The organism is Roseofilum sp. SBFL (assembly GCF_017746885.1).
In the GTDB taxonomy this organism is placed as follows: Bacteria; Cyanobacteriota; Cyanobacteriia; order Cyanobacteriales; family Desertifilaceae; genus Roseofilum.
This window is the reverse complement of sequence record NZ_JAGHZH010000004.1, coordinates 1-17,136: the sequence shown is the minus strand read 5'-3', so window position 1 is coordinate 17,136 and position 17,136 is coordinate 1. Positions and strand designations below refer to the sequence as shown.

Here is a 17,136-nt window from a genome sequence, read left to right as displayed (position 1 = left end):
CCAGACCCCTCGCGTAAGGAGTGGTGGCTCGGAGCGCACACTCGATTGACTCGATCTGATGCCAGTAACGTTCAATGAGTCGCTCCCTCGTATAGGAGCGCACTCTTAGGAAAGAGTCGCTGTTTATCCCGAATTCAGGTTAGATTCGATCGGGATCGACTCCCAGTTGCTGTAGGCGATCGCGTAATTGTTCAATGGTGGCTTGGGCATCATTCGCTCGTTGCTGTTGGCGATCGCGCTCTAACTCAGCCGCATTTGCTCTTTGGCGCTCCAATTCTTTATCGAGTCGCTCCCGTTCCTTTTCCAGGCGCTCGCGATCGCGCTCTTGCACCACATCCAGATAGGTTCCTAACTGCTTACCCTCTGCGGTTAATAACCGTAACTCTCCTGAAACCGTTGTCAAACTTACTCCCAACCTCGGACTTGTCCAGCCCTCCATCGGCGTGATTTCTTCCAATACCTCCCCTTTTCTCAACCACCCTTCGAGTCTATTTCCTTTAGGGTTGTAAGCATAATACTCTTCTACTCCATGGGTTTGATAAAACTCAAACTTTTTAGTCATCGCTTCCTTACTATTACTCGGAGATACGATCTCAAACACCACTTGAGGGGCAATATTGTTCTCTTCCCACTGCCTATAAGATAGACGGTCTTTTTTCTTAACTCCAAACACCACCATCACATCCGGAGCTTGTCTAGAGGGTTCTTCCTGATTCTCTATTTCCTCCGATGAAAGTTGCACGGGATACCAAAATAAATCTCCAGCCACAAACACATCGGGGATATCTTTAAACAAAGCATCCAATGCTCCTTGGAGCATCATAATCAAACGGAATTGTATGGTATTTTCACCCACAGGTTGACCATCACTGTCTGGATAGAGAGAGTCTTCTTCAATGAATGGAGTTGTTGGTTTATCTACCATTTCATCAGAGCCTCACGTCTTGCTTTGGCTTTAATTATAGCTTTTCTTGAGTCCGGGAGCGATCGCCGCTCTGAACGCGATCCACGCGATCGTATGCTAATTTTCCATGAAACTTATGAATCAATACATCCCAGTTTTGGCAGAACTGTTTACCATAGAAAAAGAACCTTGTACCTTGTGATACTTTTCTTCAATGACTTCAACCTTGCTTAGGTCTGCTACTCCAGGACGGTGCATCTCTCCCACCGTGCGTCACCTGCACAATGGACTAACTATCGTCGCCGAGCAAATGCCTGTGGATGCTGTGAATTTAAGCCTGTGGCTCCCAGTCGGTTCTGCGGTAGAATCAGACCCCATCAATGGCATGGCTCACTTCCTAGAGCATATGATCTTCAAAGGAACCCCTAGTCTGCCTCCGGGTGAATTTGAGCGCCGGATCGAAGAACGAGGTGCAGTTACCAACGCCTTGACGAGCCAAGATTACACCCAATTCTATATCACCACTGCGCCTCAAGACTTTATGGAATTAGCCCCCCTACAGTTTGAGGTGATCTTCAATGCCACAATTCCCGATGAAGCCTTTGAACGGGAACGCTCAGTGGTGATTGAAGAAATTCATCGCTCCGAAGATAATCCCCGTCGCCGAGTTTATCAAAAGGCAATGGAATTAGCCTTTGAAAATTTACCCTATCGTCGCCCAGTCTTAGGCCCAAAAGCGGTGATTGACAGCCTGAAACCAGAGCAAATGCGAGAGTTTCATCAGCAGTATTATCAACCCCACAACTTCACTGCTGCGGTGGTGGGGAATTTGCCGGTGGACGAGTTGATTCAAATTGTGGCTGATAGTTGTACGTTCACGGTATCTGGGGAACGGTTGAAAGCGTCAGAACCCGTTACACCAAGATTAGGGCAGTTTTCAGACACTGCCCCTTTTAATGGCTTAAGCGAAGCGCCGTTTACGGGTATTGAACGCCGAGAGTATGTCGATCCGAGTTTGCAGCAAGCACGGTTAGTGATGGTGTGGCGGGTTCCGGGTGCTTTAGCTCAAGACAAAACCTATGCGTTTGATATTCTCAGTGCGATTCTCTCTCAAGGACGTACTTCTCGGTTAGTCCGTCAGTTGCGAGAAGAGCGGAAGTTAGTGTCTAGCGTGATGGCAGCCAATTTAACGTATCATAGCCAAGGGTTGTTTTATGTGGCAGCTCAGTTGCCGACAGAGCATTTAGCAGAAGTGGAAGAGGCGATCGCCGAACAAGTGGCGGCTTTGAGCTATAATCTGCAAGATTCAGAACTGCAACGCATTCGCACTCAAGTGGCAAACCGGTTTGTCTTTGGCACGGAAACACCGAGCGATCGCGCTAACCTGTATGGATATCATCAAGCCATGCTCCAAGATGTCAACCTTGCCCTTAATTATCCCACTTGTATTCGTTCTCTAGAAGTCGAAGATCTGCAAGCAGCCGCCTGTGCCTATCTTTCTCCAGAAGCCTATGGTATCGTCACCATAAGACCTCAATAATTAACGATTAACAATTAATCATTAAAATAATTATTGATTGTTAATTATCCAACCAAGCCATGTGGAATTTAATTGCCAATCGTATTAGCGAAGTGACCAACCAACCCTTTGAAATTCAATCTCATCGATCGGTCGGTGGGGGTTGTATTAATCAAGGGTATCAAGTTCGGGGAAGGGATCGCGTCTATTTTGTGAAACTCAATCGCGCTGTAGATATCGAAATGTTTGATGCTGAAGCCTTGGGTTTAAAACAAATGTACGATACCCAAACGATTCGTGTCCCCACCCCTATTTGTACCGGAGTCGCAGGCAATTCAGCCTATATTGTCTTGGAATGGCTAGAATTCGGGGGTGGAACGTCCAAATCTTGGGAAGAAATGGGGCGACAATTGGCGCATTTGCACAGCGCCAAACCCCCTCGCCCAGAGTTTGGCTGGGATGGCAATAATACGATTGGTTCAACTCCTCAAATCAACACTTGGACAGCGGATTGGGTTGAATTTTATCGGGAGCATCGATTAGGATATCAATTCCGACTGGCGAAACGGCGAGGGGGAAATTTTCCGCAAGAGAAGGAACTGTTAGCTGCTCTTCCCGAACTGTTGGGCGATCATCATCCCCAACCCTCTTTAGTTCATGGGGATTTATGGTCGGGAAACGCGGCTTGCATGGTGTCTGGAGAACCGGTGATTTTCGATCCAGCGACTTATATTGGCGATCGCGAAGTCGATTTAGCGATGACCGAATTATTTGGCGGTTTTCCTACTTCTTTTTATCAAGGCTATCATCAAGTTTTGCCCCCCAATCCCGGCTATAATGTCCGCAAAACCCTTTACAATCTCTATCATATTCTCAATCACTTTAATCTCTTTGGTGGCGGCTATGGATCTCAAGCCAACAGCATGATTCGGCAACTCTTGCGATGATGTCTGATTTATGCAAAATCACGCATATTTTAATAAAATATTACATTGATGCAGGCGATCGCGATCTTCTACTTTTCTGATCCTGCCTACCCTACTGTGCAAATGTTATACTGTCGTCCATGCCCTGCGATGAGAACCACTGACCTATGACCATCGCCAAATCATCACAACCAGAAATTACCACCCTTCCCGACCATAGTCAACTGCCTGATTCCGATGGTACTTTTGTGAAAAATTTTCAGGAGCATCCCCAAAGTATTTTACTCACAGATTCGATTCAATCTACCCTAGATCGCCTACACCCAGACCAACACTACGCGATCGGTCAAGACTGTGGTATCTATTGGAGAATGACAGAACCTCCAGAACGAGGTGCGGAATGTCCCGACTGGTTTTATGTTCCTAACGTTCCTCCCACTCTTGAGGGTAGAGCGAGGCGTTCCTATGTGTTATGGCAGGAATTTATTCCCCCTTTAATAGCGATCGAATTCGTCTCAGGAGATGGTTCAGAAGAACGCGATAACACTCCTTTATCCCAAGTGCGGAAAAAGGGGCAAAAACCAGGTAAATTTTGGGTCTACGAACAAATCATCCGTCCGGCGTTTTACGCCATCTATGAAGTGCAGAAAAAGAGTGTAGAAGTTTATCATTTAATCGAAGATCGCTATGAGTTAGTGGCAGCCAATAAACGAGGTCATTATCCCATTAACCCCATGGGTGTAGAGTTAGGAATTTGGCAAGGACAGTATGGAAACATGGAATTGCCTTGGTTGCGGTGGTGGGATAGTGAGGGAAATTTGCTATTAACGGGAGATGAACGGGCAACAATTGAACAGCAGCGAGCGGAAAGGGCTGAATCTGAGTTAGAGCAGGAACGCCAACGGGCTGAACGACTGGCTGAGTTGCTCAGAGCGCAGGGAATTAACCCGGAGGGAGTGTGAATCGAGGAGATCGCCCATCTTGTAATACCGTGACACAGCTAATTTGATACTTTAGAAAAAGATGAGGGAGATAGGGAAGAACCAATCTATACTCTCTTGGATAAGAATAGGATGTCCGGTTAAACAGTTGTCATTGCAACCGCAAGAAAGCGATCGCTTCATTTCGCTTGTCTAATGCACTACTTTTTCAACACTCCAGCTTGCCAATTTCCCTCCAATTTCGTGCCATTGGTATAAGTAAAAACGCCCCAACCCTGTTTCATCCCATTGCGAAAATTACCCTCATAACGATTACCACTGGGAAAAATACAAGTGCCAAAGCCATTCAATTGACCATCCTGAAACGCGCCACTGCATTGGGTTCCATTGGCAAAATTTAGGGCCCCACGACCATCAGGACGACCGTTGCGAAAGGCTCCTTGATAGCGATCGCCACTTTGATACACACAGGTTCCTATACCATTCAACTGTTGATTCTGAATTGTCCCTTCACAGCGCGTTCCGGTACTCAAAACGATCGCTCCTTGACCCAGACGCTGACCATTCTGAAACTGCCCTTCATAGCGATATTGTCGCCCAAATGAGCAAACTCCATCCCCTTGCAGACGACCATTACGGAACGTACCTTGACATTGAAATCCATTACGGAAACGTAGGGTTCCTTGACCGTGAAAAATGCCCTCCACTAATTGCCCTTGATACTGAGTTCCACTGGGAAGGGTACACGTTCCTTCACCCGTTAACATACCGCCGCTAAAATTCCCTCGACAGAGAGAATTAGGGTTAGCCTGTGCGGGGAGGCTAAACCCAGTGAGGGCGGTCACTGTGGCAGAAATTAAGGCGATCGCTAACCCGTGAGCCAATCCAAATTGGGGTTGTCCTATCATCCGTTGCATTGCGTTCTATCCCACGATCTGGTCTTAATGTTCAAACTTCTCTATCATATAGGTTTAAAGTTGATCCGGTTAATGGAAAAAGTTCCATGCAGTGGCGATCGAAACTTCCCCGGATCTCGATTCAGATCCGAGAACATTAAGTAGAGCGCCAGGTACTGGTAATCGGTACGTCATCTTCTGCTGGCTCAAGCCATGCAGCTTGGATTCTGCCAAATCTAACGAAGAGGTGACTAGATCATGAGCCAAAAACGATAACACTTTCGGATATTTCCCTAATTAACCCTACTGCGAGCCTATGCTGCCATTAGTTTCTCTGTTGATTTTCTCCCAAATTCCGATTCCACCTTCTGAACCGACTCCCATACCGATCGATCCCGCTCCTCAACCGACTGCTCAACCCTCCCCTGAACCGACTCCTACCCCGACACCTCCCCCTCTCCCTCCTCCAGAGCGCTTGAGTCCCCTCGAAACCATTCCCAAGCTTCCTACCTTGCCACAATTTGAATACTTACAACCCACTGAAGTTCGTCCCTTGTCAGGTCAACTCGATCGGGTTCCGGTTTTTAATAGTAATAGTCCCGAACTGGTCAAAACTGAAGGCATTCTCTTATCCACGTTTCCAAAACGGGGAATGCAGCACCCTCAAGCCCACCTAGATTATCCTTTAGAGGGAAGATTTGATATTTTTGCCCATCATATTTCTCGTGCTAGAACACAAGCAGAAATTCGGTCATTCTTTCAAGGAATTTTAGTCTATAATCCAACCGATCAACCGATTACTCTCAGAGTGTTGGAAGGAGCCAGTTATTTAACTCGCCCCGATGCCATTTTTATCGACTTACCCGAAATTGTAGATAATCGCTTGGGAACCATCTTTTCTGGTCCTGGAAGTCGCGCTGTAGGGGATGTTTTACGGGGTCGAAAACAAGGGAATTGGCCGGATGTGACGGTGATTCAACCTGGGGAAGTTCAACAACTGATGAATCTCCCGATTCCTGCGGGAACCGTGCTTCCAACTTCCAATGGTCGCTCGACTCTATTGCGGGTTGAAACGGATGGCCCAGTTCATGTGGCGAATTTAGCAATGCTATCCCCGAAAAAACCGGATGGTACGGAGCGCGTGCCAACCCTGCAAGAATGGCTGAGTTTATTGGTGAAGGGCACTTTATCAGGGCCAAGAGATTTACGACCAACTCCCATTGATAATAAAACCACTAACTTCCCCGCTCGGTTTATTTATGGTCGAGTGGCGGGAATTTCCCAGGGTTCGCAATGGACAACGACGTTAACCGATAATCCCCAATCTGAGGATTTAACGATTCCCAAACCCGGACGGGCGATCGCCTACGGCCTAAGCTTACTCCATCGCGGACGGCTGGGTACAGGACAAATCCAAAGCGCTCCCATGTTAACCCGCTATCCAGATACAGCCTATTTTGGCCATGGGAATTATGGGGTTGAATATAATTTAACTTTGCCCCTTTATAACAATACTCAGAAAGCACAAAAGGTTACTATCTCTTTGCAAACCCCCTTAAAAGATGATGGTACGCAAGGATTATTAATGTTTTTAGATCCTCCCGAAGATCGGATCTTCTTCCGGGGAACGGTGCGAATTGTGCATCAAAATTCCCAGGGACAAGCGACAGAACGTTATATGCATTTAGTGCAACAGCGAGGACAACGGGGAGAGGCTTTATTAGAGTTAACCCTGCCGAGCGGCGATCGCCAACAGGTGCAGGTGGATTTGATTTATCCCCCCGATGCTACCCCTCCCCAAGTCCTAACCGTTAAAACACAGAATTGATACTGACAGGAAACCCAGTGTCTATTTTTTAGGTATTGCTCACTTAAAGGTTATCTGGATCTAACCCCATCGCCCGCAATCGTTCCGCGAGACGTTCGGCTCGCTGGCGTTCAGTTTCGGCTCGCTGGCTCTCCTCCTGGGCAAGTTGTTCAGCTTGTTGGGCCTTTTGCCGTTCCGCCTCAGCTTTTTGCCGTTCCGCCTCAACCACTTGTTCCGCTTCCTCAAGGCGTTGTTGCGCTACTTCTTCTGGCAGTTGCACCAAATTGCCATCAGCATCATAAAAGCGCAACCAAACTGCGTCCTCTCGGTCGATGGTTCCTGACCAAATTCCCAGCCAAAAGCCCAAACTGTCACACCACAACCAACCTCGCTCATCAGCAACCAAGGGCTGATACCCCTTAGAAGTGTCTAAATGCCATCCTTGTAAGGACTTTGGTTTAAACGGGTCATAGACAAAATAATCTGGAGTGCGGAAAATCCGTCCATAGATATCTTTTTTCTTTCCTGTGTCTACTTTGGACGTACTCGGTGACATCAGTTCCACAATGACATCAGGATAGGAACCATTTTCTTGCCACACCACCCAACCCTGTCGTTGTTTGGTGCCATCGACATCAAGAACAGCAAAGAAATCCGGGCCGCGAAAATCTTTGTTGAAAACTTTTTTGTCGCTGTAGTAAATAAACATATTACCGCCCGTGTAAAAGTCATTGCGATCGCTCCAGGCTTGCTGCAAGGATCGGATCAGGACGTTCATGGCAATGCGATGGCGGTTACTTTCCAAGGGTTCTCCATCATCAAAAATCAGGTCAGTGGGCGGACTGGGGGGGTTCCACTCCGGCTCCATAGTCGTTTCAGTTCCGGGGCTAGTCTGGGTAGTGATTTCTACTGACATTGTGGGTTCCCCATGTTCTGCTAATTTTCCATTATTTTTGATTGTATCCCAGACAGAGGGGAATATACCCTATTCACAATTGGGATGAATTGCACCTTGAGAACACAGATAAGTCAGTTGCTTTTCATCTAAATTTTGCACTTCACTAAAATCTACTCCTGCGAATCCCTCAGATTCAGTTGTAGGAGATTGTTTTTCAATAAATTCATCCTTGTTGGGCGATTTAACTACGGGTTCAAAAACCGCACCCTTGAAGTTTGCACCGGCTAATTTTGCGCCTTGAAAATTAGTATTCACTAAGTCTGCTCCAGCAAAATTAGCATTTTGCAGTTGGGCACTATTGAACGTCACACCCGTTAACTGACTTTCGGTAAAATCTGCTGATTGCAATTGGGTACTGCTGAAATTGGCTTGGGATAAATTGGCATTTTCCCAGGTCGTTTCCGTGAGATTCGCAAACTTAAACTGACTCGAAATCGCCTGAACTTGTCCTAATCGCGAGCCTTGTAAGTTGGCATAAGAAAAGTTAGCATCGTTTAAGTTGGCTCCAGTTAAACTAGAAGTTTCTAAGAAAGCAGACTCGAGTGTAGCACTCGATAACTGAGCGCTACTGAGGTTTGAGCCAGTCAGTCGAGCCTCATTTAAATTGGCTTTATTTAAAATAGCGCGAATCAAATTGGTACGGCGAATGGTGACATTGGAGAGGACTGCGCCGGTTAAATCCGCTTCTTTTAAGTCTGCACCACTTAAATCAGCAACTTCATCGTCAAACGTGCCTAAGCGCTGGTCTTCTCCTGCACCATAAAATCGGCTCCATTTTAAGCTGGCTTGAGATAAGATTGCCCCGCGAAAATTAATCCCAGAAAGGTCGGCTTTTTCCATCGCTGCAACAAAGGCAACGGGGGCAGAAGTTTTACCTAAATCCACTTGCGCTAGAGAAAAGTTTTTAGGGTTTCCCTGGTCAATGGTGAGAATTTTTACGATCGCCTGTTGGGTCGCCCGCAGACGTAAGCGGATAATGTTCTGTTGTTTTTGGCTACTCCCTGGACTGAGGGTTTCCATGTCCTTTTGCAGGGCTAGATTCGCCCGTTGTAAATAGGGCAGAGCATCCGGCCCCATGCTAAACAGGGCCTGTTGAATGGCATCGACTAAGCGGGGGTCAGTTTCCTGAACTAATAAATCAACTAGAAATTGATAGGCTTTGGGGTCGTTGAGTGTGCCCATGGCTAAGACGGCCTCGCGACGTTTTTGGGCAGAATTGGCGACTGAGGGATCGAGATGTTGCACAAGTTCGATGAACAGTTGATTATCCTGAGCATCCCCTTCACGCACCGTGGTTTGGGATTGGATAAAAATTTGGGTTCCCACAAATGCGATCAGTACAGAACCTAAGCCTAACCCGATCGCACTCACCAGGGTAATGCCGGGATGATTTTGCATCCAACCCCATAAACTGGGTTGCTCTTTCCCCGTTTTAGGCGTAACAGCCAGAGCGCCCGGAGGGTCTTCTTCCGAACTGGTGTAGCTGATGGCTAAGGGTTCGGAGATGGGATAGGTTCCCGCAATGCGGTCATGGAAGGCGCGATAATAGCGGTCAAACAGTCCGCTAAAGACTTCCACGGTCAACATTAAACCGGATAAACCCAGTAGAATTGCCAGTTGGGGAAAGGCTCCACTATAGCGCCAAATGCCGTAAGCTACGCCGATGGGAAGTCCCCAACGCCCGATCGCCTCCCGGACAAAGGCCCGTCCGATACCCGGAACACCGCCATTAAACGAGATCACCCGCACTCCTAACCAGAGTTTGGGAGAAGTTTGGCCGGTGGTTCCCAGCAGATAGAGCTGCCATCCAGCCACAGCCACAGGGGCAATAAAGGCAACAGACCAGAGTAAGTTGGTGAGAGGAGAGACCTGGTTTTGGCGATCGCTCACTTGTAGAGCTAGGGTTTTGGCGATCGTCTCTTGGCCGGTAGCCACCAGGGAATTTACAGGAACTGGGGGTTGATTCCCTTGATTTTTGGCATAGTCCCCCAAACCATAGGGAACGGCAGCACTCACGACGACCATAGAGACCTCAACTACCCAAGCACTAAACCGTCGCAGGGATAAGGGGGGACGACGAAGTTTAAGGGGTGGCTTAGGGAAAGAAGAGTTACTCTCTTTAGGGGCCGTTGAACTTGCCATAGGGTCGAGTCTTGAACTGAATAGAGCGCTACGTCCTGGTAATGGGTAATGGGTAATAGTGACAAGTTAAGGCAATGTGCATTTTGTAAAATCCCCCATATAGATCCAAGTTAACTGGAGAATACTATATATGGTGAATCGGGAAAGGGAAAAATCGGGTTTTTCCGATTGCCTATTGCCATTCGTACCTATTGCCTCCTCCCCTACACAAAACTCTTTGCACTTTAACTTAATTTTGCGAGGGGTCAGATTCAATTAAGAATTTGTAACCTAAGTATAAGGCTCCTCCCAATACCGCTAAGGTAATCAGGGTAGTGACCAAGCGCAGGAACAGATTGAGAAATCCAAAGCCAATCACTACACTCACACCAGCGACCACCAGTTTACCGGTATTCGATAGACCTTGATACCATGTTTGAATTTTTGTCAATAGGCCTTTAATCGCCTCAGAGCTAAATGGGCTAGATGGACGATTGAGTTGTTCTTCGCTCTCTCGCAGACGGCGACTAGGATCGCGGGGATTTTCAGGATTCATCGGTTCTGCTCTCCAAACCAGGTGTTGATAAGCAACTCTACTAGGATAGCTCAAGGGGTGCAGAGGATGGGGGGTGAGACGGCGACGCACAGAAGAGAAAGATGGAAGAGTACAAAAACAGATGATCGTCCAAAGAGATATAGTGCGAAGTGCTAGGGAATAGGGAATAGGGAATAGGGTCGGAGGATAGGATCGACCCTGGCTATTTGGTAATACAGCACACCCATTAAAGTCGAGAAACACCAAGTCGTCGTTTATAGTGTATACAGCAGCGCTCTAGTTAAAGATCTCTAGGGTGCTGTTGATGTTATGCTGGAATCATCATGAGTGAAACCAAAATCCACCTGGAAAATTTAATCAAAATTTACGGAAAACACCCCTCGAGAGCTTTGCAACGCTTCCGAGAGGGGGCAAACCGTGAGATGATCTTGAAGGAAACCGGTAATGTTCTGGGTATCGCCGATGTTTCGTTGGAAATTAATCGCGGGGAACTCTTTGTAATCATGGGATTATCTGGATCGGGGAAATCAACTCTGGTTCGTTGCATTAATCGATTGATTGAACCCACCAGGGGCAATATTTACATTGATGGTGAGGAAGTGGTTCATACGAGTCAACAGAGAATCCGGGAAATTCGTCGCACTAAAATGGCGATGGTGTTTCAGAAGTTTGGCTTATTCCCCCATAAGACAGTCGTAGAAAATGTGGCTTATGGGTTGAAGGTGCAAGGGATGGGACTCAAGGAGCGCCGACATAAGGCGATAGAGATTTTAGAGCGAGTGGGATTAGAACAGTGGCGCAATTATTTGCCCTCGTCTTTGAGTGGAGGAATGCAACAACGGGTAGGGTTAGCTCGTGCTTTAGCCACAGATGCAGAAATTTTGCTAATGGATGAAGCCTTTAGTGCCCTTGACCCCTTAATTAGGCGGGAAATGCAAGATGAGTTGATTCGCTTGCAAGCTGAACTGCATAAAACGATTGTATTTATTAGTCACGATATTCAAGAAGCGCTGAAAATTGGCGATCGCGTGGCGATTATGAAAGATGGTGCAGTGGTACAAGTAGGCACTCCTGAAGATTTGGTGTTAAGTCCCATTGATGATTATGTGAGTGCCTTTACCCAGGATGTTAATCGCGCTCAAGTGCTGAAAATTGGCACAGTAGCACGGAAGACGACCCCATTAAATCGGCATCAATATACAATTGAGGTTGCTCTAGAACAGATGAAAAAACAAGGAGTCAACCAGCTCTATGTTGTCAATGAGAACAAAGTTCCGGTCGGTTTGCTCCAGAAGCAGCGTCTTGAGTATGCGCTCAACAATGGTAATCAAGATCTAGCTCATCTGATAGTTAATGACTTTCCCAAAATTGAAGATTCCCATTGTTTAGAAGCAGCCTTTTCGCTGTCGGATTCTGGGATGGCGATCGCTGTCACTAATCCTGAGGGACAATTCCACGGCATCATTACCCCCAAAGAAGTATTAATGAGTATGAGTCAATAATAGGGACTAGGGACTAGGGACTAGGGAATAGGACAAACCTAGCTTCCCCCTTTCCTCCCCCTGTCAAAAAATAGTGTTATTTGGTTTCATAAATTCATGATTGATTGTTTCTCTCCTTCTTTAATCAGCGAAACACCGGTTTTACTTGACCCTTTTCAACTGTATACCCTGCCCCTAGGGGATTGGGTTTCCAATTTTGTCGATTTTTTGGTCGATCAATTTCGCCCGGTTTTCCAACTCATTAGAGTTCCCTTTGCCTTTGTCCTGAATGGGATTGAAGTGGGTTTGTTGGCGATTCCTCCAACTTTATTCTTAATCTTCTTAGGGTTGCTGGTGTGGCAATTTTGTGGTTCTGCCATTGCAATCTATAGTTTAGTTGCCATGGTAGGAATTGGCTTATTGGGAACCTGGGAACCGGCAATGACCACCTTATCCCTGGTAATTTGTGCGGTGACGTTTTGTATTCTGATTGGCCTACCGATTGGCATTTTAGCCGCCAGAAACGATCGCTTTGACTCCATTTTGCGGCCGCTTCTGGATGCCATGCAAACCTTGCCCTCCTTTGTTTATTTGGTTCCTGTGGTCATGCTCTTTGGTATTGGAGAAGTCCCTGGAGTCATTGTAACTTTGATTTTTGCTGTGCCACCCCTAATTCGATTAACCAATCTGGGGATTCGTCAAGTCTCGAAGGAAGTGGTGGAAGCGGCGATCGCTTTTGGTTCGACTCCCAACCAAGTCCTCTGGGAAGCTCAAGTTCCCCTCGCTCTACCCACTATCCTGGCTGGTGTGAATCAATCCATTCTCTTAGCCCTCTCCATGGTCGTTGTGGCTTCGATGATTTCTGTCGAAGGTCTGGGTCAAATGGTATTACGAGGCATTGGTCGTTTAGATGTGGGATTAGCGGCTGTTGGGGGGATCAGTATTGTGTTAGTTGCGATCCTATTAGACCGGGTAACCCAAGCTTTGGGTAAACCCCAAAAAGTCTCTTGGAAAAAACGCGGGCCGGTGGGCTTGTTGCTTTCTTTTCCCCAAACACACGAGATCGACCTAGGGAAAGGCTTCTAAGGGTCTCCTGTAAGTCGGTTAATATCTTGCTCTAAGATATCGGTTTCGGTGGTATAGGCGAGATCGTCAGGGACGATCGCCTGTTTTTTGCCCAGATGTTCAGCATAGTCGAGTTTCTGCTGTACTTCTGGGGTGGGATCGCAGAGCATGGAGTAGCGATCGCGGCGAGTTTGGTTGCGTTGTTCAATCTTCTGATTAGCTTGTCCTAACCAGAAATAACGCATCAGGGGAATGGCTAAAAATCCCGCACCATAGGCCAACAGAATCGAGTAAATGGATTCCACAAAGGCAACAAATCCCCCCAATTCAGCCGCAACTGTCCCATCTGTCAATAAGCTTCCCAAGACTAATGCCCCAATTAGATTGGCGGCTCCTAAGCCGATCGCTAATATAATTTGGCTAGAACTGGCGGCACTAAATCGCCATTTCTTCTCTTGGAGATAGGAAGAATAGCTTGTTGAAGCTTGCTCAGTAGCTGTAATTTGTAAATCGGGGAACTGATAAAGGATTCCCCCTTCTGGAGTGACTTCGGGACGACCATTGAAGCGTACCAAAACGGGTAACAGATAATTTTCATATTCGCGATCGTATCCCTTACCTAGATCGTCCAAATAGGGCGCGATCTGTTCAGCCACCACGACTCCTTGTTGAGAACCGATTGTAGCTGCGATCGCCCGCCAACGAAGCTCTTCTAAATCAGAATTGGGGTTACCATCCCCAAATAAAAAGGAAAAAATTGCCTCTAAAAAGTTCATTTTTGATGACGAGCGCTGAGGACGCTTTCGGCTGGAATAGTCCGGATAAAACATCCACCACCAATCCCCTAAATTCAGGGGAAACCAAAATATCCCCACTGAGCGATCTCGACTCTCTCCACGATCTGAGTCTCCTTCTTGCGACGATTGCAGACTGATGACAATGACGGCGATCGCCACTAAAATCATCACTAACGATAAAATCAGCAAAATACCAAAGGAAATTCGCACCAAATAAAACAAAATCCGCCCAATTTGCTGTAGCGTCTTTTGCCAACGCAAGCGCCAAAACTTCCCTTGTAGAATCGTGCGAAAATTTTTCGGAAACAGATAAGCAATATCGCCAGACTCAGCCACCTGGAGATGTCCCCTCGCATCTGCGGCGAGAGCTAAAAGCGCTTGCTGGGTTTCCTCCACATTAAACCCGGTGCGGGTGGACACATCTCCAACGGTTACCCGATACCCCAGATCCTCCACTGCTTCCATCAGTTTCAGATTCGGAACAGCCATGTTTGCTACCTCTGTTGTTGGTCTTCTCTCTATTATTGCCATACTTTCAGGTTAGTCGATCTTCCATAGAGGTTCAGCTAGTGGCAGAAAATCGAGGAGATAGGTGTTTTTAAACAAGAAATCAGAGGTGATTTCTTGCGTTTTCCACTTGCCACAAATAAAAATGTAAGTGCTACAATCAGAATCGTATTCAATATTAAGGAGAAGCCATTATGGCAAAAACCAAGGAAGGCAAAAAGAAAGTTTATGTGAAACCCCATACCAAAGCTGATGGGACTAAAGTTAAACCACACTACCGTTCTACTCCTAAGTAAGGATATATCTCTCGTCTGTCACTCTTTGAAAGTCTGACAGAAGAGAGATAATTTAGTTGTACAGCCTTGTATGCCTTTCATACAAGGGTATCTTTAGTATTATAGAAAAATACCATAAATCAGTAGCCATTTCCTAAAACTCTTTTTTTAGACCTCTGGCTGTGGAGTTTAATCGATGAGCGCGAAGGATCGCTTTCATCATGTTGTTAGAGTAGGATTAGAAAAAGAGGGTTGGACAATTACTGCCGATCCTCTTAGCTTGAAATTTGGGGATTCACAAATTTATATTGATTTAGGTGCGGAAAGAATCCTAGCTGCTGAAAAGGGTGAAGAAAAGATTGCGGTTGAAATTAAAACGTTTGCTAGTGATTCTCTGATGTTCGGTTTTCATCTAGCCATTGGACAGTTCATCAATTATCAAGTCGCCCTAGAAAATTTAGAACCCTCCCGGATTCTTTATTTGGCTGTTCCCCAGGAAATTTATGATACCTTTTTTCAGTCTTTACTCGCTCAGTCTGTTATTCAGAAACATCAAATTAAATTACTGGTTTACGACCCTCCAAATGAGGTGATTGTCAGATGGATAACCTAAATGTATATCGGCAATTGATTGAAGAGATCTTAACTGAATTATACAGTTATAGCCAGGGAAATCCGACTCCTGGAGTGGATGCAGAAATTATTTGCGATCGCGACCATGACCACTACCTGCTGCTCGATGTCGGTTGGCACGAGCGAAAATATGTCTATGCGGTGTTTGTCCATATCGATATCAAGGATGGAAAAATCTGGATACAGCGCAATAACACGGAAATTAACATCGCGGAACGCCTGCGAGAAAGCGGTGTCGATCGGGATAATATTGTTCTCGGTTCCCATTCGCCTTTCTTGCGTCAGTTCTCTGGATATGCGATCGCCTAGCCAGAGAAACTCTTTAGCCTCCCTGCGGAGAGTAGAAACTGGGTTTCTGACCAGATTTTTGGCTCTTGCCCCAGGTTCTCGTAAAAACCTGGTTTCTTGGCCTGGGTTGGCAGGAGCAAAAAGATGCCGATATAGTATTTTTAACTGATGTTGAAGTAACCCTGATGACAACTAATGTAGAACAACCCATTTATCAAGGTCAATTTGGTAGCTTTACCATTACCGAAGAAGATCGCCAAGGGGTGGTCATTTATCGGGCTGGGTTAACCGTTGCGGCTGTCTGTATGGCGATCGCCACTACCCTCACTCTCTGGCCCGATCGTAACCCAGAAACCCTCTTCTGGCTCACTCCCCTCTATTTCCTCTTCTGTCTCGCATTAGGGGTTAGCCTGCTCACCATCCATATTTATATGGCTATCCTCCATCGCCTCTTACAAGGGTTTCTGATTATTGGCACAATTTCGGGTGTTATCCTTAGTTTCAACAGCTCGCAACCCCTCGCTCTTACGGTATATACTCAACCCCTGACCTTATTCGGTATTGGATTTACCTTTGCCGCCCTCACCGGCATTTACTTCAAGGAAGGCTTCTGTTTCCATCGTCTAGAAACCAAACTACTCACACCCCTAGTTCCCATTCTCCTCCTCGGTGTTCTCTTTGGCACTCTTCCCCTGCAAGCTCAACAAATCATGTTAGCAGCCTGGAGCCTCCTCTTTCTGATTTTTGCTGGGCGAAAACTGATCCAACCCATTCCCCCAGACATTGGCGATAAATCGGTTTTTGAATACCTGAAAAATAATTAATGTAGCATTAATATAGCATCTCGCTGTTAGTAATTGGAATTAAAGAAATGACTAAGATCGATCAATTAAGTCATCTTTATGAGATTGATAATGAAGAATGGTTTTCTCAAACCTTGAAACTCTTAAAAAACAAACAACTCGATCGTCTCGATTTAGAGCATTTGATTGAGGAATTAGAATCCGTGGGTCGCCGAGATAGATTAACTGTTGAGAGTTTTCTCGAACAAATTATCAGACATTTACTTCTTCTCCAATATTGGCAAGAAAAATATGATTATAATGCCAATCATTGGCAAGCTGAAATCATGAGTTTTAGAACCCAACTTCACGAATATTTAACCCAAAATCTACGAAATCATTTGGCAGAAAATCAGTCAAGAGTTTATCAAAAAGCATTAAAATATGTCAGTAAAAAGACAGGAATGATAGTCGATTTCCCTGAAAACTGTCCTTACGATCTTGAACAATTACTCGATCAAGACTGGCTTCCTTAGATTTATAGCGCTTTGCGCTAGGGAATAGGGAATAGGGAATAGGGAATAGGCTTTTGGTACATAGCTTTGAGGATTCAACGCTGTCCCTCATAACAGCGCAAAGCGCTGTACCCCTCTTCTGTCACTCTCCGAAAAGCTAAAGCT

16 protein-coding genes are annotated in these 17,136 nt (G+C 46.1%); 10 read left to right on the top strand and 6 right to left on the bottom strand.

What is annotated here, in order from left to right:
• Window positions 1-139: 139 nt before the first annotated feature.
• Complete coding sequence (locus J7545_RS00260) at window positions 140-925, bottom strand: Uma2 family endonuclease (RefSeq protein ID WP_318699985.1); 786 nt, start codon at window positions 923-925, stop codon at window positions 140-142.
• A gap of 193 nt (window positions 926-1,118) precedes the next feature.
• On the opposite strand from J7545_RS00260, the gene J7545_RS00255 reads away from it, so the two are divergent.
• From J7545_RS00255 to J7545_RS00245, 3 genes are all read left to right on the top strand, one after another.
• On the top strand, window positions 1,119-2,444 hold the full coding sequence (locus tag J7545_RS00255; protein WP_318699986.1) for a pitrilysin family protein: 1,326 nt from the start codon (window positions 1,119-1,121) through the stop codon (window positions 2,442-2,444).
• Between the two features lie 59 nt (window positions 2,445-2,503).
• On the top strand, window positions 2,504-3,370 hold the full coding sequence (locus J7545_RS00250; RefSeq protein ID WP_318718982.1) for a fructosamine kinase family protein: 867 nt from the start codon (window positions 2,504-2,506) through the stop codon (window positions 3,368-3,370).
• 146 nt (window positions 3,371-3,516) lie between these two features.
• The gene (locus J7545_RS00245) at window positions 3,517-4,311 is read left to right on the top strand and encodes a Uma2 family endonuclease (protein ID WP_318699988.1); all 795 of its coding nucleotides are present in this window, start codon (window positions 3,517-3,519) and stop codon (window positions 4,309-4,311) included.
• A gap of 179 nt (window positions 4,312-4,490) precedes the next feature.
• Here J7545_RS00245 and J7545_RS00240 read toward each other — a convergent pair whose 3' ends face one another.
• Window positions 4,491-5,207, bottom strand: coding sequence for a hypothetical protein (locus J7545_RS00240; RefSeq protein WP_318699989.1), 717 nt, complete (start codon window positions 5,205-5,207; stop codon window positions 4,491-4,493).
• A 295-nt stretch (window positions 5,208-5,502) separates the two neighbouring features.
• On the opposite strand from J7545_RS00240, the gene J7545_RS00235 reads away from it, so the two are divergent.
• The gene (locus tag J7545_RS00235; RefSeq protein WP_318699990.1) at window positions 5,503-7,014 is read left to right on the top strand and encodes a DUF3370 domain-containing protein; all 1,512 of its coding nucleotides are present in this window, start codon (window positions 5,503-5,505) and stop codon (window positions 7,012-7,014) included.
• Between the two features lie 43 nt (window positions 7,015-7,057).
• On the opposite strand, the gene J7545_RS00230 is transcribed toward J7545_RS00235, so the two are convergent.
• From J7545_RS00230 to J7545_RS00220, 3 genes are all read right to left on the bottom strand, one after another.
• Complete coding sequence (locus tag J7545_RS00230; RefSeq protein ID WP_318699991.1) at window positions 7,058-7,909, bottom strand: Uma2 family endonuclease; 852 nt, start codon at window positions 7,907-7,909, stop codon at window positions 7,058-7,060.
• A 69-nt stretch (window positions 7,910-7,978) separates the two neighbouring features.
• Window positions 7,979-10,093, bottom strand: coding sequence for a pentapeptide repeat-containing protein (locus J7545_RS00225; protein WP_318699992.1), 2,115 nt, complete (start codon window positions 10,091-10,093; stop codon window positions 7,979-7,981).
• A 229-nt stretch (window positions 10,094-10,322) separates the two neighbouring features.
• Window positions 10,323-10,628 (bottom strand): hypothetical protein, encoded by a 306-nt coding sequence (locus tag J7545_RS00220; RefSeq protein WP_318699993.1) that lies wholly within the window; start codon window positions 10,626-10,628, stop codon window positions 10,323-10,325.
• Between the two features lie 323 nt (window positions 10,629-10,951).
• On the opposite strand from J7545_RS00220, the gene J7545_RS00215 reads away from it, so the two are divergent.
• Together J7545_RS00215 and J7545_RS00210 are read left to right on the top strand one after the other, a co-directional pair.
• The gene (locus tag J7545_RS00215; RefSeq protein ID WP_318699994.1) at window positions 10,952-12,130 is read left to right on the top strand and encodes a glycine betaine/L-proline ABC transporter ATP-binding protein; all 1,179 of its coding nucleotides are present in this window, start codon (window positions 10,952-10,954) and stop codon (window positions 12,128-12,130) included.
• A gap of 96 nt (window positions 12,131-12,226) precedes the next feature.
• Window positions 12,227-13,195: an ABC transporter permease gene (locus J7545_RS00210; RefSeq protein WP_318699995.1), complete on the top strand. Its 969-nt coding sequence runs from the start codon at window positions 12,227-12,229 to the stop codon at window positions 13,193-13,195.
• On the opposite strand, the gene J7545_RS00205 is transcribed toward J7545_RS00210, so the two are convergent.
• Window positions 13,192-14,460, bottom strand: a complete 1,269-nt coding sequence (locus J7545_RS00205; protein WP_318699996.1) for a hypothetical protein — start codon at window positions 14,458-14,460, stop codon at window positions 13,192-13,194. The genes J7545_RS00210 and J7545_RS00205 overlap by 4 nt on opposite strands.
• A gap of 489 nt (window positions 14,461-14,949) precedes the next feature.
• Here J7545_RS00205 and J7545_RS00200 point away from each other — a divergent pair, with 489 nt between their 5' ends.
• From J7545_RS00200 to J7545_RS00185, 4 genes are all read left to right on the top strand, one after another.
• Window positions 14,950-15,366 (top strand): XisH family protein, encoded by a 417-nt coding sequence (locus J7545_RS00200; protein ID WP_318699997.1) that lies wholly within the window; start codon window positions 14,950-14,952, stop codon window positions 15,364-15,366.
• Complete coding sequence (locus J7545_RS00195; RefSeq protein WP_318699998.1) at window positions 15,354-15,695, top strand: XisI protein; 342 nt, start codon at window positions 15,354-15,356, stop codon at window positions 15,693-15,695. Before J7545_RS00200 ends, J7545_RS00195 begins: the two co-directional genes overlap by 13 nt.
• 164 nt (window positions 15,696-15,859) lie before the next feature.
• Window positions 15,860-16,498, top strand: coding sequence for a DUF2301 domain-containing membrane protein (locus J7545_RS00190; protein WP_318699999.1), 639 nt, complete (start codon window positions 15,860-15,862; stop codon window positions 16,496-16,498).
• A 47-nt stretch (window positions 16,499-16,545) separates the two neighbouring features.
• Window positions 16,546-16,992 carry a DUF29 domain-containing protein gene (locus tag J7545_RS00185; RefSeq protein ID WP_318700000.1) on the top strand — a complete coding sequence of 149 codons (447 nt, stop codon included), beginning with the start codon at window positions 16,546-16,548 and terminating at the stop codon, window positions 16,990-16,992.
• The last annotated feature ends 144 nt before the right edge of the window (window positions 16,993-17,136 follow it).

What these genes read in the sequence shown, in the direction of transcription:
- J7545_RS00210 (WP_318699995.1), top strand. Translation starts at nt 12,227, where the DNA reads ATGATTGATTGTTTCTCTCCTTCTTTAATCAGCGAAACACCGGTTTTA.
- J7545_RS00225 (WP_318699992.1), bottom strand. Translation starts at nt 10,093, where the DNA reads ATGGCAAGTTCAACGGCCCCTAAAGAGAGTAACTCTTCTTTCCCTAAG.
- J7545_RS00205 (WP_318699996.1), bottom strand. Translation starts at nt 14,460, where the DNA reads ATGGCTGTTCCGAATCTGAAACTGATGGAAGCAGTGGAGGATCTGGGG.
- J7545_RS00240 (WP_318699989.1), bottom strand. Translation starts at nt 5,207, where the DNA reads ATGCAACGGATGATAGGACAACCCCAATTTGGATTGGCTCACGGGTTA.
- J7545_RS00220 (WP_318699993.1), bottom strand. Translation starts at nt 10,628, where the DNA reads ATGAATCCTGAAAATCCCCGCGATCCTAGTCGCCGTCTGCGAGAGAGC.
- J7545_RS00245 (WP_318699988.1), top strand. Translation starts at nt 3,517, where the DNA reads ATGACCATCGCCAAATCATCACAACCAGAAATTACCACCCTTCCCGAC.
- J7545_RS00260 (WP_318699985.1), bottom strand. Translation starts at nt 925, where the DNA reads ATGGTAGATAAACCAACAACTCCATTCATTGAAGAAGACTCTCTCTAT.
- J7545_RS00195 (WP_318699998.1), top strand. Translation starts at nt 15,354, where the DNA reads ATGGATAACCTAAATGTATATCGGCAATTGATTGAAGAGATCTTAACT.
- J7545_RS00250 (WP_318718982.1), top strand. Translation starts at nt 2,504, where the DNA reads ATGTGGAATTTAATTGCCAATCGTATTAGCGAAGTGACCAACCAACCC.
- J7545_RS00185 (WP_318700000.1), top strand. Translation starts at nt 16,546, where the DNA reads ATGACTAAGATCGATCAATTAAGTCATCTTTATGAGATTGATAATGAA.
- J7545_RS00215 (WP_318699994.1), top strand. Translation starts at nt 10,952, where the DNA reads ATGAGTGAAACCAAAATCCACCTGGAAAATTTAATCAAAATTTACGGA.
- J7545_RS00230 (WP_318699991.1), bottom strand. Translation starts at nt 7,909, where the DNA reads ATGTCAGTAGAAATCACTACCCAGACTAGCCCCGGAACTGAAACGACT.
- J7545_RS00190 (WP_318699999.1), top strand. Translation starts at nt 15,860, where the DNA reads ATGACAACTAATGTAGAACAACCCATTTATCAAGGTCAATTTGGTAGC.
- J7545_RS00235 (WP_318699990.1), top strand. Translation starts at nt 5,503, where the DNA reads ATGCTGCCATTAGTTTCTCTGTTGATTTTCTCCCAAATTCCGATTCCA.
- J7545_RS00255 (WP_318699986.1), top strand. Translation starts at nt 1,119, where the DNA reads ATGACTTCAACCTTGCTTAGGTCTGCTACTCCAGGACGGTGCATCTCT.
- J7545_RS00200 (WP_318699997.1), top strand. Translation starts at nt 14,950, where the DNA reads ATGAGCGCGAAGGATCGCTTTCATCATGTTGTTAGAGTAGGATTAGAA.